The sequence below is a fragment of the Azospirillum sp. OGB3 genome (assembly GCF_014192915.1).
In the GTDB taxonomy this organism is placed as follows: Bacteria; Pseudomonadota; Alphaproteobacteria; order Azospirillales; family Azospirillaceae; genus Azospirillum.
Genome location: NZ_JACHYN010000013.1, coordinates 148,271 through 161,536, shown reverse-complemented (window position 1 = coordinate 161,536; position 13,266 = coordinate 148,271). Strand labels below are relative to the sequence as shown.

Here is a 13,266-nt window from a genome sequence, read left to right as displayed (position 1 = left end):
GCGCGGAAGCCAAATTCCGTGAAATCCGTGCTCCGATCCGTGAAGTTCGTGTCAATCTTGTTTCCCTCCGCGCGGCTTTCCGGAAATGAAAAACGGAGCCGCCGAAGCCGCTCCGTTCATCACCGTCCGAAGATCGGGTATGCCGTTACGAGAACAGGCTCGACACCGAACGCTCCTCGCTGATGCGGGTGATCGCGTCGGCGAGCAGCGGGGCGATGGTGAGCTGGCGGATGTTGCGGGACACGCGCACGGCCTCGGTCGCCTGGATGCTGTCGGTGGTGACGAGCTGCTCCAGCGGCGACACGGCCACGCGGGCCACCGCACCGCCGGACAGGACGCCGTGGGTGCAATAGGCGTGGACCGACTTCGCGCCGGCGTCCATCAGGGCCACCGCGGCGTTGCACAGCGTGCCGCCCGAATCCACGATGTCGTCGAGCAGGATGCAGCGGCGGTTCTTGACGTCGCCGATGATGTTCATCACCTCCGACACGCCGGCGCGCTCACGCCGCTTGTCGATGATGGCGAGATCGGCGTCCAGCCGCTTGGCCAGCGAGCGGGCGCGCACCACGCCGCCGACGTCGGGCGACACCATCGTCACCTCGCCGATGTCCTCGAAGGTCGCGCGGATGTCCTTCTCGAACACCGGGGCGGCCATCAGGTTGTCGGTCGGGATGTCGAAGAAGCCCTGGATCTGGCCCGCGTGCAGGTCCATGGTCAGCACGCGGTTGGCGCCGGCCTGGGTGATGAGGTTGGCGACCAGCTTGGCCGAGATCGGCGTGCGCGGGCCCGTCTTGCGGTCCTGGCGCGCATAGCCGTAGTAGGGGAGGACCGCCGTGATGCGCCGGGCCGACCCGCGACGCAGGGCGTCGATGGTGACCAGCAGCTCCATCAGGTTGTCGTTGGCCGGGAACGACGTCGACTGGACCACGAACACGTCTTCGCCGCGCACGTTCTCCAGGATTTCGACGAACACCTCCATGTCTGAAAAACGGCGGATGCTCGCTTTGGTCAGCGGCACGCCGAGACAGGTGGAGATGGCCTCGGCCAGCGGACGGTTGCTGTTGCCGGCAAGCACCTTCATCGCAGTCGGCTCTCTCTGCAGGGAATAGGTTCCGGTGCGCCCGTCAGTTCCTTGCCGACGCCGCCCCTTGAAAACGCGGCGGACCATAACAAAGGGCCGCACCCATGTAAACGTTCCATGACGGGCGGTTCAAGACGCCGCAGCCAGCCGGCTCTGCGATTCCCGCATGGCGCAAGCGTGGCGGCAGGACGCTTGCGCATCACCGCACGGCGAACTTCGCAAGGTGCGATTTCATGGGCAGGTCGGCCTTCACGAAATGGTCGAAGAACCAGAATTGCAGAAGCTCGTCCGCCTTGGCCTTCACATAGCTGTACTCGAAGGCCGACTCCTCGGCGTCCACCTGCCCGATGATGTCGTCCAGCAGGGTGGCCAGCCGGCGGTGCTGCGCCCTGTGCTCCTCCAGATGCGGGTAGCGCATCGAGGCCTGGACCCGCTCCTCCCGCAGGAAATGGCGGACGGAGACGCGGCGCAGCTCGTTCAGCAAGGCCAGCGCCGGCTTGCGTTCGGCTTCCTCGCCCGGCAGGGCGACGAAGCGGCGGATCAACTCGTGCTGCATCCGGTGGTCGGCGTCCAGCCCGCCGTTGTCGAGCACCATCCGCGCGCTGCGCCAGTCGCTCCGCCCCTCGCCCCCCAGCGTCTCCTCCCGGTGCACGTCCATTGTCATGCCGACGTCCCCCTCTCCGGAATGTCCTAACCATTGAGAACTGATCTTACCCGAAATGGGTCGTATCGCAATCAGTCAGAGGTAAGAACAATTTTGAGGCGAAGGATTCTCTGTGCGTGGTCAGCCCTGAAGGACGATGGCCGACAGGCCGCGCCCATAGTCCTTCTCGCCGCGCAGGCAGGACCGGCGGTAGCTGAAGAAGCGATCCTCCTCGACCACCGTGTCGTTGGGGCAGCGCTGGATGATCTCCACCCCGGTGTCGCCCAGGCGGCGGGTGATGTAGCCGGCCAGATCGAACAGGAAATGATCCGGGCGGCGGGCCGGCGCGAAGTAATCGCGGTTGCGCGGGTCCTCATCCAGGAAGGAGGCGGGGAATTCCGGACCGACCTCGTAGGAGCGCTGGGCGATGCAGGGGCCGATGGCGGCGACAATGCGGTTGCGCTTGGCGCCCAACTCCTCCATCCGCGCGATGGTCGCCTCCAACACGCCGCCCTTGGCGCCCTTCCAGCCGGCGTGGGCGGCGCCGATGACGCGGGCCTTCTCGTCGGCGAACAGCACCGGGGCGCAGTCGGCGGTCAGGATGCCCAGCGCGATGCCCGGACGGTCGGTCGCCATGGCGTCGGCGTGGGGCGCCTGATCGGGCGTCCAGGGCTCGGTGACGGCGACGCAGGTCGGGCTGTGCACCTGATAGCAGGTGACGAGCCGCTCCGGCGGAACGTCCATGCGGGCCGCGGCGCGCGCGCGGTTCTCCGCCACGGCGGCGGGCGCGTCCCCGGACCCGTAGCCGACGTTCAGCGAGGCGTACAGCCCCGTCGACACGCCGCCGGTGCGGGTGAAGAAGGCGTGTCGGATGTGGGTGATGTCGTTCAGCGCGCCAAGCGTAATCACGAACCCGTCCCTTTGCTGTCGCGATCTCTTGTTAGGATGCCAAATCCGGGCTTTCGAAGCCCGCCGGAGGCCCGAGGCCGGGGGAGGCGAGGGCCAGAACCTTGAAGAGGGTGCCCATTTGGTCGGGCGCGATCAAGCGGGCCAATGCGGAGTCGATGTCCGCGGCCTGCTTGGCCGTGGCGCTGCGCTTCAGCGCGGCGGCGCGCGGCTGGATGCCCAGCCGGACCAGCCAGTCGCCCTGATCCACCGGACCGAAGCTCTCCGCTCCGCCGTCGCGGGCCGCGGCGGCGATGGCGGCGAAGTCCACATGGGCGGTCAGGTCGGCCTCGCCCGGCGCGTCCAGCACCGGGGCGTAGGCGTGGCGGCGCAGCGCCTGGAGCGTGTCGCCGACCGCCGGTCCGCCGCGGTAGCCATAGTCGATGACCAGCGCCGCTCCGGGATGGGCGGCCAGACGCTCCCCGATCAGCCGGGCGACCGCCTGGGACGCCGGGGAGACCTCGACCACGCTGCCCTCCGGGGCGTCGCGCAGGGCCGGCGGGATCAGCCGGGCGCCGGCGCTGCCAAAGGCCTCCAGGACGAAGCGGAAGCGGGGCGTGTCCGTGGATTCGTCCGTGGATTCCGTGCTGTCGATGTCGATCAGCCGCTCGAACCAGCCGTGGTTGGTCTTCTGGACCTGACGGATGGGCAGGGCGTCGAAGAACTCGTTGGCGAGGATCAGGGTCGGGCCTTCGGGCACGTCCTCCAGCCGGTCGTGCCAAGCGACCGGAACACCGGCCAGGGTGTCCTTCTGGCGGGCGCGCAGCGTCGGGCTGGTCTCCACGAGATGGACCCGGGCGGCCTCGCGGAAGGCGGGGACGAGCGCGGCGGCGCGCAGGGCGTCCTGCATCAGCGTGCCGCGGCCCGGCCCCAGCTCCACCAGATGGAATGGGGCGGGGCCGCCCAGCCGCGCCCAGCTGTCGACGCACCACAGCCCGGCCAGCTCGCCGAACATCTGGCTGATTTCCGGGGCGGTGGTGAAGTCGCCGGACACGCCGAAGGGGTCCTGGCGCATGTAGTAGCCGAAGCGCGGATGTCCCAGCGCCTCCGCCATGAAGGCGGCGACCGACAGCGGCCCGTCCATCAGGATGCGGCGGGCGAGGTGGTGGGCGAGGCTGTCCGGGGCGGCATCACTCATGACGGAACCTTCCGACCTCAGACGGCGGCGGGACGGCGGCGGGCCTGGGCGACCAGCCACACACCGAACAGAACCATCGGCACCGACAGAAGTTGTCCCATCGTCGCCCCGGCGTAGAGGAATCCGAGCTGGGCGTCCGGCTCGCGGAAGAACTCCGCGATGATGCGCGACAGGCCGTAGCCGATGAAGAAGATGCCCGCCGTCATGCCGGCCCGCCCGCGCACGGCGGGCATCCGCACCAGGATGGCCAGCAGGACGAACAGCACCGCCCCCTCCAGGAAGGCTTCATAGAGCTGGCTGGGGTGCCGTGGCACCTGGAGCGGGTCGCGCGGGAACACCACCGCCCAGGACACGTTGGGCGCCGGGCGGCCGTACAGCTCGCCGTTGATGAAGTTGGCGATGCGGCCGAAGAACAGCCCGATCGGGGCCGCCGCGGCGATCAGGTCGCCGAAGGCCAGCGGCGACAGGCCGCGCTTCCAGCAGAACAGCAGGATCGCGCCCAGCACGCCGATCAGCCCGCCGTGGAAGGACATGCCGCCGTGCCAGACCATCAGGGCGTCGAGCGGATTCTGGAGGTAGAAGGGCAGGTTGTAAAACAGCACGTAGCCGATCCGCCCGCCCAGGATGACGCCGACCACGGCCCAGGTCAGGAAGTCGTCGTAATCCTCCGCCGAGGGGCGGCCCGGCGTGCTGCGGGCCAGCGCCAGGCAGTAGCGCCAGCCGAGCACGAAGCCCGCCAGATAGGCCAGCGCGTACCAGCGGATGACGATCGGCCCGAGTTCGAACGCCACGGGGTCGATGGCGGGAAAGGCGATGGCGAGCATGCGCGGCAGGTGCCTTATGTTGTTTGGGCGTTTCCCCGGTCGGGGAGAGACGAGACCGTCAGCGGTAGGGGTCGGGCTGCGACAGGAAATCCTGGACGTAGCGGCGCACGCCCTCCTCCAGCTCGGTGAAGGGCTGGTCGAAGCCGGCGGCGCGCAGACGTTCGGTGCGCGCTTCGGTGAAATACTGGTACTTGCCCTGAAGCTCGGCCGGCATGTCGAAATACTCGACGCGCGGCTCCAGCCCCAGAGCGGCGAAGGTGGCGAGCGCCAGATCCTTGAAGCTGCGGGCCTTGCCGGTGCCGACGTTGAACAGCCCGCTGACCTGCGGGTTGTCGTACAGCCAGAGCATCACGGCCACGCAGTCGTCGACGAAGATGAAGTCGCGGAGCTGCCCGCCGTCCTCGAACTCCGGGCGGTGGGACTTGAACAGGCGCGCCGGCTCCCCGGCCTTGAGCCTGGGGTGCAGCTTGGCGACGACGCTCATCATGTCGTCCTTGTGCCGCTCGTTCGGGCCGTAGACGTTGAAGAACTTCAGGCCCGCCCACTGCGGCGGCACGATGTCGCCCTCGCTCACCACGCGGGCGACGCGGCGGTCGATCAGATGCTTGGACCAGCCATAGGCGTTGAGTGGGCGCAGGGCGGCCAGCGCCTCCGGCGACCCGTCGTCGTCGAAGCCGGCGGAGCCGTCGCCGTAGGTCGCGGCGGAGGAGGCGTAGATCAGCCGCGCCCCCCGCCAGGAGGACCAGCGCCACAGGTCCAGCGTCAGCGCCACGTTGTTGGCGACGATCTTGTCCACGTCGCGCTCCGTCGTCGCCGAGATGGCGCCGAGGTGGAAGATCACGTCGATCTCGGCGGCGTGCTGGTCGAGGAAGGCGAGCGCGTTCTCTGGAGCGACGAGGGTGGCAAGTTCCCGCTTGGCGAGATTCTGCCACTTCTCCCCGTCGCCGAAGCGGTCGATCACCGCGACGTTGGTGATGCCGCGCGCGGCCAGGGCCGCCACGAGGTTCGAGCCGATGAAACCGGCTCCACCGGTGACCACGATCATGCGCTTTTCCTTGCCGCCGGACCGAAAGAAAGGACGAGCGTCCTTATAGGGTCCGGGGGGCGGGGCCGCAAGGTGGGGTGGGGCGTATGGCCACCCTGCGGTTCCGGAAGGGCACGCCGCCCCTCATGCGCCCTTCCGCCGCTCCGCTTCCTCGTCGAGCAGGGCCTTGCGCGACAGCTTGCCGATCATCGTCTTGGGCAGTTCGCCGCGGAACTCGACCGCCTTGGGCATCTCGATGGGGGAGAGCTTGTCCTTGAGGAAGTCGATCAACTCCTCCCGCGTCAGGGTCTTGCCGTCGTCGACGCGGATGTAGGCCTTCACCGTCTGGCCGCGGTACTCGTCGGGCAGGCCGGCGACCACGCATTCCGCGACGGCGGGGTGCAGGTAGATCGCCTCCTCGACGTTGCGCGGGTAGACGTTGAAGCCGCTGCACAGGATCATGTCCTTGATGCGGTCGACGATGTGGGTATAGCCGTCCTCGTCCATGTAGCCGACGTCGCCGGTGTGCAGGCGCCCGTCCACCAAGGTCAGCGCCGTTTCCGACGGCTTGTTCCAATAGCCCTTCATCACCTGCGGGCCGCGGATGCACACCTCGCCCTTCTCGCCGACGGGCAGGACGCGGCGCGGCTCCTCCAGGCTGACGATCTCGATCAGGGTGCCGGGCAGCGGCAGGCCGATGGAGCCCGCCTTGTTCAGTCCGGTCACCGGATTCGCCGTGGCGACCGGCGAGGATTCGGACAGGCCGTAGCCCTCCACCAGGACGCAGCCGGTGTTCCGCTCGAACGCCTCCTTGACCTCCACCGGCAGGGGCGCGCCGCCCGACAGGCAGTAGCGGATCGAGGAGAGGTCGTATTTCTCCAGATGCCTGTGGTGGTTGATCGCCGTGTAGATGGTCGGCACCGCCGGGAACAGCGTCGGCTTCTTGGCGTGGATGGTCTCCATCACCTGATCCAGCTCGAAGCGGGGCAGCATGACGATCTCCGCCCCGATGCGGATGCTGAAGTTCATCACCACGGTCATGGCGAAGACGTGGAAGAAGGGCAGAACGCCCAGCATCCGCTCCTCCCCCTGCCGCGCGCCGACGAACCACAGGCTGCACTGCTCGGTGTTGGCATAGAGATTGGCGTGGGTCAGCATCGCGCCCTTCGGCACGCCGGTGGTGCCGCCGGTGTATTGCAGCACCGCCACGTCCTCCGCCGGATCGATGGCGACCGGCTTCGGGGCGCCGTCGTTGGCGACGAGCCGGCGGAAGGACAGGTGGCGGTCGTCGGCGGGGATGCGCGCGACCTCCGCCCGCTTCACGATGGGGAACAGCCAGTTCTTGGGGAAGGGCAGGATGTCGGCCATCGGGCAGATCACCAGCCGCTTCAGCCCCGATTCGGCGAGCATTCGCGCCATCTTGCCGTAAAGCACCTTGAGGTCGAGCGTGACCATCAGCTCGACGCCGCTGTCGGTGATCTGGTGGTGCAGTTCCCGCTCGGCGTAGAGGGGGTTGAAGTTCACCACCGTACCGCCGGCCTTCAGGATCGCGAAGTAGCAGATCACGTAATAGGGCGTGTTGGGCAGGAACAGCCCGACGCGCACGCCCTTGCTGACGCCGATCGCCTGGAAGCCGCGGGCGGCGCGGTCCACCATCCGCCCCACCTCCGCGTAGGTCGAGCGCTTGCCCATGAAGTCCAGGAAGGGACGTTCGGCGAAACGGGCCGCCGCGTCCTCAAGCAGCGCGGTCAGCGGTTTCACCGGAATCGGCGCGTTCCAGTTGACGTCGGGCGGGTAGCCCAGGGTCCAGCTCTGGTCCGGCAATGTGCGGGCCGCATCCCCCATCATCGTTTTCCCTCCCATGTTCGGTTCTTATTCGGCCCCGGCGCCCGTTCGGGCTTGTTCCATCGTGTTCAGGGGGCCTTTGGCGCATTGTAGCCCTTTTTGTAACCCGTCATCCGGAGAAATGGTCCCTGTGACGGTGCCGCCGCCAGAGGCAAAGGGCGGTTGTGAAGAAAAAATTACGCTGGAAACCATACTTTCCGTGTGGCTAAATTCATGTCCGGCGGACGGTCCGGCAATGCCGGGCGGCGCCGAGCTTGTTCCACCGCGCCCGACGCCTCGACCGAAAGGTTCCGACCCTTGCCTTCCGCCGATTCGCATTCCAGCGGCGTCCTGGACCTTTCCTCCGGCGAGGCCGTCCAAGTCCTGGTGAAATGGTTCGATCCGGTCAAGGGCTTCGGCTTTGCGGCGCCTCAGGACGGAACGTCCGACGCCTTCCTTCACATCTCGGTTCTGAACCGGGCCGGGCTGCACGAGGTCGGCGAGGGGGCGGAACTTGTGTGCCGGGTGGTTCCGGGGGCCAAGGGGCCGCAGGTGGCCGACATCCTGGAGGTGTTGAGCGCCGGCACGCCCGCCGAGAGCCGCAACGCGCGCCGCCCCGCGGCGTCCGGTCCCGAGGAGGAGCTGACGGGCACCGTGAAGTGGTTCAAGCCGGAGCAGGGCTTCGGATTCGTCACGGCGGACGACGGGGCCAAGGATGTCTTCGTCCACAAGAGCGTTCTGCGCCGCTGCAACCTGACCGGATTGGAGTCCGGACAGCGGGTGCTGTTGCGGGCGCGCGCCGCGCCGAAGGGGCGGGAGGCATCCTGGGTCGTGCTGCTGTGACGCGGTCGCCGACGCCGAACGTTCGGCGGGGCATACGGACCTGTTGTATTTTCTTTAATTACCATTGACTACCATCGTCGACGCCCTTGTCCTTTTCAGGCTGACGGTGATGCCCCTGTCCGGACCGCTTCATTTCCAATCCTCCGGATTTGACCATCGCGGCGCGGATGGCGACGGGGTGCGCGCGGACGGCAGCTACCTGGACCGCGAGTTCGGCGCCTACGTGGTCCCGGTGGTGTTGGGCCACCACCGGATCTCCGGCCGGGAAGACGACATGCTGGTGACCACGCTCGGCTCCTGCGTTGCGGCCTGCATCAACGATCCGGTCGCCCGGGTCGGCGGCATGAACCATTTCCTGCTGCCCGGCTCCCCGTCCGGCGGCGAGGGCTATGGGGTGGCGACCCGCTACGGCAGCGTGGCGATGGAGCGGCTGATCAACGACCTGCTGGAGCGTGGCGCCCGGCGCGAGCGGATGGAGGTCAAGCTGTTCGGCGCGGCCCGCGTCATCGACACCAGCCTGGACGTCGGCGCCGCCAACGCCGCTTTCGCGGTGGACTATGTGCGGCGGGAGGGGCTGGCGCTGGCTGTTCGCGACCTGGGCGGAGATAAGGGGCGGCGCATCCATTTCTTCCCGGCCACCGGACGGGCCTTCCGCCGCCTGCTGCGTCCAGAGGCGGAGCGGGAGACGGTGCATCAGGAGATGGACTATCTCCAGGCGCTGCGGCGCACCCCGGTCGAGGGGGAGATGGAGCTGTTCGAGCAGCGCTGACGGGGTTCACTCGCGCAGGATTTCCGCGGCCTCCACGGTCATCCATTCCGCTTGGTCGTTGTCCTCGCCATCGGTGAAGAGGGCCACCGTCACCGGCTCGTCGCCCGCAGCGCGGGCAGGGAAGTGATAGGCGCAGGCCGACCCGCCCGGTCCGCCGCCGGTGTGCCCCCAATAGGGTCCGGCCTGCCCGTCGCGTTCCACCATCAGGCCGAGGCCGTAGCCCGGCTCGACCCAAGGGCGGCCGCGCATCGTTCCCGGCACCGGGAAAGCCTCCTGCATCCGCGCCGCCAGGGCGCCGGGCAGCAGCCCGTCCGCGAACAGAGCGTGGATCAGGCCGGCGATGTCCCGCGCCGTTGCGGCCACCACGCCATGGGCCACCCAGCCGGGATGGTAGAGGGCGGCCACGTCGGCGGGCGGCCCGTCCTTGCCGCCGAGATAGGGGCTGGGGCCGGTCCACAGGCCGGACAGGTCGCCGCGCTCCGTCGGCACAGACCAGCCGGTCAGGCTCAGCGGGGCGAACAGCTCGCGGTCGAGAGCCTGGGCGAAGGGCAGGCCGGAGGCGCGCTCCAGCACCCGCTTCGCCAGCAGATAGCCGATGTTGGAATAGGAGAATTCCCGCCCCGGCGGGGCGAACAGGTCGGTGGCGCGGCAGCGCTCCAGGAAGCCGTCCTCGCTCCACGGCGTCTCGCCCGCGCGCACAGCCGCATGGTAGGCCGGGCTGCCGCCGTAATTGCGCAGACCCGCGCGGTGGGAAAGGAGCTGAGACAGGGTCATCCGGTCGGCCGCCGCGAAGTCGGGCAGCCAGCGGTCCAGTGGGGCGTCGGGGTCGATCAGGCCTTGCCCGCACAAGCGCAGCAGGGCGGCGGCGGTCAGGGTCTTGGTGATGCTGTAGACGAGGAAGCGGGCGGTGACCGGCGGAGGCGCCGCGCCGCCGCGGGCGAGGCCGGCGGTCCAGGAACGTGGACCCGAACGGATCGCCACCACCGCGGCGTTGGCGGCGGCGGGGCCGTCGCCCTCGTCGAGGCAGGCGGCGAGGCGTTCGGTCAAGCGGTCGATGTGCCGGGTCGGCAGGGCGGCGTCAGTGTCCACGGAACCATCCCTCAAAAAACGAAGGCCCCCAGGGGTGGGGGCCTTCGCGTCGTCGGGTACCGGTCAGTCGCGCTTCACCGTGTCGGCGTCGAGCGCCGCCTGGGCGGCGGCCAGACGGGCGATCGGCACGCGGTAGGGCGAGCAGGAGACGTAATCCAGCCCGACCTTCTCGCAGAAGGAGATGGAGGCCGGGTCGCCGCCATGCTCGCCGCAGATGCCGAGCTTGATGTTCGGGCGGACCTTGCGGCCGCGCTCGGTGGCGATGGCGATCAGCTCGCCCACGCCGTCCTGGTCGAGCGTCTGGAACGGGTCGTGCTCCAGGATGCCCTGGCGCTGGTACTCCGGCAGGAAGGCGCCGGCGTCGTCGCGCGACAGGCCGAAGGTCGTCTGGGTCAGGTCGTTCGTGCCGTAGGAGAAGAACTCCGCCGTCTCGGCGATCTCATCGGCCTTCAGCGCGGCGCGCGGCAGCTCGATCATGGTGCCGACCATGTACTCGAACGTGACGCCGGTCGAGTCCATGACTTCCTTGGCGACGCGGTCGACGACCGCCTTGAGGATGTCCAGCTCCTTCTTGGTGCCGATGAGCGGGATCATGACCTCCGGCATCACCGTCTCGCCCGTGGTCTGGGAGACCTCGGCGACCGCGCTGAAGATGGCGCGGGCCTGCATCTCGTAGATCTCGGGGTAGGTGATGCCGAGGCGGCAGCCGCGATGGCCGAGCATCGGGTTCGCCTCGTGGAGCTGCACCACGCGGTGGTTCACCTTGAGCTGGTCGGTGCCGGTGGCCTTGGCGACCTCCGCCATCTCCGCCTCGGTGTTGGGCAGGAACTCGTGCAGCGGCGGGTCGAGCAGGCGGATGGTCACCGGCAGGCCTGACATGATCGTGAACAGCTCGGCGAAGTCCTTTTTCTGGAAGGGCTCCAGCTTGGCGAGCGCGGCGCGGCGGCCGGCTTCGCTCTCCGCCAGGATCATCTCGCGCACCGCCAGGATGCGGTCCGGGTCGAAGAACATGTGCTCGGTGCGCGACAGGCCGATGCCCTCGGCGCCGAACTTCCGCGCGGTGCGGGCGTCCAGCGGGGTTTCCGCGTTGGTGCGGATCTTCATGCGGCGCAGCGAATCGGCCCAGCCCATCAGAGTGGCGAAGTCGCCCGACAGCTCCGGCTGGATCGTCGGCACCTGGCCCAGCATCACCTCGCCGGTCGAGCCGTCGATGGTGACGATGTCGCCTTCCTTGATGGTGACGCCGCGGACCGACATGATCTTGGACTTGTAGTCCACGCGCAGGTCACCGGCGCCCGACACGCAGGCGCGGCCCATGCCGCGGGCCACCACGGCGGCGTGGCTGGTCATGCCGCCGCGGGTGGTCAGGATGCCGCGGGCGGCGTGCATGCCGTGGATGTCCTCCGGGGAGGTCTCCACGCGGCAGAGGATGACCGCCTCGCCCTGGCCGGCCAGCGTCTCCGCCTCGTCGGCGGTGAAGACGACCTTGCCCGAGGCCGCACCCGGCGACGCCGGCAGGCCCTTGGCGATGACCTTGCGCTCCGCCTTCGGGTCCAGCGTCGGGTGGAGGAGCTGGTCGAGCGAGGCCGGGTCGATGCGGCGCACGGCCTCCGCCTTGTCGATCAGCCCTTCCTCGGCGAGATCGACGGCGATCTTCAGCGCCGCCGGGGCGGTGCGCTTGCCGTTGCGGGTCTGCAGCATGAACAGCTTGTTCTGCTGGACCGTGAACTCGATGTCCTGCATGTCACGGTAGTGCTTCTCCAGCGTGAGGCGGACCTCGTTCAGCTGGTTGAAGACCTCCGGCATGACCTCTTCCATGGCGGGGAGGTCGGACTTGTTGGCCTCCTTGCCGGCGATGGTCAGGTGCTGCGGCGTGCGGATGCCGGCCACCACGTCCTCGCCCTGGGCGTTGACGAGGTATTCGCCGTAGAAGGCGTTCTCGCCGGTGGACGGGTTGCGGGTGAAGGCCACGCCGGTGGCGCAGTCGTTGCCCATGTTGCCGAACACCATGCACTGCACGTTGACGGCGGTGCCCCAGTCGGCGGGGATGTCGTGCAGCTTGCGGTAGGTGATGGCGCGGGCGTTCATCCAGGAGCCGAACACGGCGCCGACGGCGCCCCACAGCTGCTCCTGCACATCCTGCGGGAAGGGCTTGCCGAGCTCGTGCTCGACGGCCTTCTTGTAGTCCTCGATGACGGCCTGCCAGTCGGCGGCGCTCAGGTCGGTGTCGAGGTTGTGGTTCTTGTCGCGCTTGTGGTTGTCCAGGATCTCCTCGAAGTGGTGGTGGTCAACGTCCAGCACCACGTTCGAGTACATCTGGATGAAGCGGCGGTAGCTGTCGTAGGCGAATCGGGCGTCGCCCGAGCGCTTGGCGAGGCCGGCGGCGGTCGCGTCGTTCAGCCCGAGATTCAGCACCGTGTCCATCATGCCCGGCATGGAGGCGCGGGCGCCGGAGCGCACCGAGACCAGCAGCGGGTTGGCCGGATCGCCGAAGGTGGCACCCATGGCCTGCTCCAGCCCCTTCACCGCGCCGTCCACCTGGGCCTTCAGCTCCGGCGGATAGTTGCGGCCGTTGGCATAGAAATAGGTGCAGACCCCAGTCGTGATGGTGAAACCCGGAGGAACCGGGAGGCCCAGATTGGCCATCTCGGCCAGATTGGCTCCCTTGCCGCCGAGCAGGTTCTTCATGTCCGCCCGGCCTTCGGTGGCATCGGCACCGAAGCAGTAAACCCACTTGTTCTCGCCCTGGCTCGCCATCGTGAAATCCTCGTTCACCTCTATGGTCGTCCGGCCGTCGGCTGTGCGGGGAACCGGTGAAGATCCGTCCTGCGAACGGGTGTCCTTCTGGTATGACCGCGCAACCGCATCCGATGGAGCCCCTTCTAGCCCCCCGCGGAAGGAGAACACAAGACGATCCGTTGCATAGCGTGAGCGCGACGGTGCTGATCCCATTTATGCCACGGCGCGCAAAAGGGGCAGGCCGGACGGTTGGGGTGCTGCTAAGGGGTTGATAAATCCCCTCTCCCGCCCCGGGAGAGGGTGCCCGCGAAGCGGGCGGGTGAGGGTAAAGCCGAGGATCAAATTGC

General features: G+C 68.4%; 11 protein-coding genes. 2 read left to right on the top strand and 9 right to left on the bottom strand.

The features are described from left to right. Nucleotides 1-145 precede the first annotated feature (145 nt). The 7 genes from FHW79_RS23105 to FHW79_RS23075 all read right to left on the bottom strand — a co-directional run bounded on the left by FHW79_RS23105 (nt 146) and on the right by FHW79_RS23075 (nt 7,500). Nucleotides 146-1,081: a ribose-phosphate pyrophosphokinase gene (locus FHW79_RS23105; RefSeq protein WP_014199935.1), complete on the bottom strand. Its 936-nt coding sequence runs from the start codon at nt 1,079-1,081 to the stop codon at nt 146-148. A gap of 199 nt (nt 1,082-1,280) precedes the next feature. Then, complete coding sequence (locus tag FHW79_RS23100; RefSeq protein ID WP_183181063.1) at nt 1,281-1,745, bottom strand: hemerythrin family protein; 465 nt, start codon at nt 1,743-1,745, stop codon at nt 1,281-1,283. Between the two features lie 120 nt (nt 1,746-1,865). Next, the gene (gene pgeF / locus FHW79_RS23095) at nt 1,866-2,633 is read right to left on the bottom strand and encodes a peptidoglycan editing factor PgeF (protein ID WP_183181062.1); all 768 of its coding nucleotides are present in this window, start codon (nt 2,631-2,633) and stop codon (nt 1,866-1,868) included. 31 nt (nt 2,634-2,664) lie between these two features. Further along, nucleotides 2,665-3,807 carry an SAM-dependent methyltransferase gene (locus tag FHW79_RS23090; protein ID WP_183181061.1) on the bottom strand — a complete coding sequence of 381 codons (1,143 nt, stop codon included), beginning with the start codon at nt 3,805-3,807 and terminating at the stop codon, nt 2,665-2,667. A gap of 17 nt (nt 3,808-3,824) precedes the next feature. Next, nucleotides 3,825-4,631, bottom strand: coding sequence for a prolipoprotein diacylglyceryl transferase (gene lgt / locus FHW79_RS23085; protein WP_183181060.1), 807 nt, complete (start codon nt 4,629-4,631; stop codon nt 3,825-3,827). 58 nt (nt 4,632-4,689) lie between these two features. Then, on the bottom strand, nt 4,690-5,676 hold the full coding sequence (rfaD, locus tag FHW79_RS23080; RefSeq protein WP_183181059.1) for an ADP-glyceromanno-heptose 6-epimerase: 987 nt from the start codon (nt 5,674-5,676) through the stop codon (nt 4,690-4,692). 123 nt (nt 5,677-5,799) lie between these two features. Then, nucleotides 5,800-7,500 carry a long-chain fatty acid--CoA ligase gene (locus tag FHW79_RS23075; RefSeq protein WP_247884560.1) on the bottom strand — a complete coding sequence of 567 codons (1,701 nt, stop codon included), beginning with the start codon at nt 7,498-7,500 and terminating at the stop codon, nt 5,800-5,802. 297 nt (nt 7,501-7,797) lie between these two features. Between FHW79_RS23075 and FHW79_RS33325 the strand changes: the two genes are divergently transcribed. Together FHW79_RS33325 and FHW79_RS23065 are read left to right on the top strand one after the other, a co-directional pair. Next, entirely contained in the window at nt 7,798-8,322 is a 525-nt protein-coding gene (locus tag FHW79_RS33325; RefSeq protein ID WP_282184019.1) for a cold-shock protein, read from the top strand. Between the two features lie 109 nt (nt 8,323-8,431). Then, nucleotides 8,432-9,091, top strand: coding sequence for a chemotaxis protein (locus FHW79_RS23065; RefSeq protein ID WP_183181057.1), 660 nt, complete (start codon nt 8,432-8,434; stop codon nt 9,089-9,091). Nucleotides 9,092-9,097: 6 nt separating this feature from the next. Here the strand turns inward: FHW79_RS23065 and FHW79_RS23060 are convergent, their stop codons facing one another. Continuing rightward, complete coding sequence (locus FHW79_RS23060) at nt 9,098-10,180, bottom strand: serine hydrolase domain-containing protein (protein WP_183181056.1); 1,083 nt, start codon at nt 10,178-10,180, stop codon at nt 9,098-9,100. Between the two features lie 63 nt (nt 10,181-10,243). Then, nucleotides 10,244-12,937, bottom strand: coding sequence for a pyruvate, phosphate dikinase (ppdK, locus tag FHW79_RS23055; RefSeq protein ID WP_183181100.1), 2,694 nt, complete (start codon nt 12,935-12,937; stop codon nt 10,244-10,246). Between the last annotated feature and the right edge of the window lie 329 nt (nt 12,938-13,266).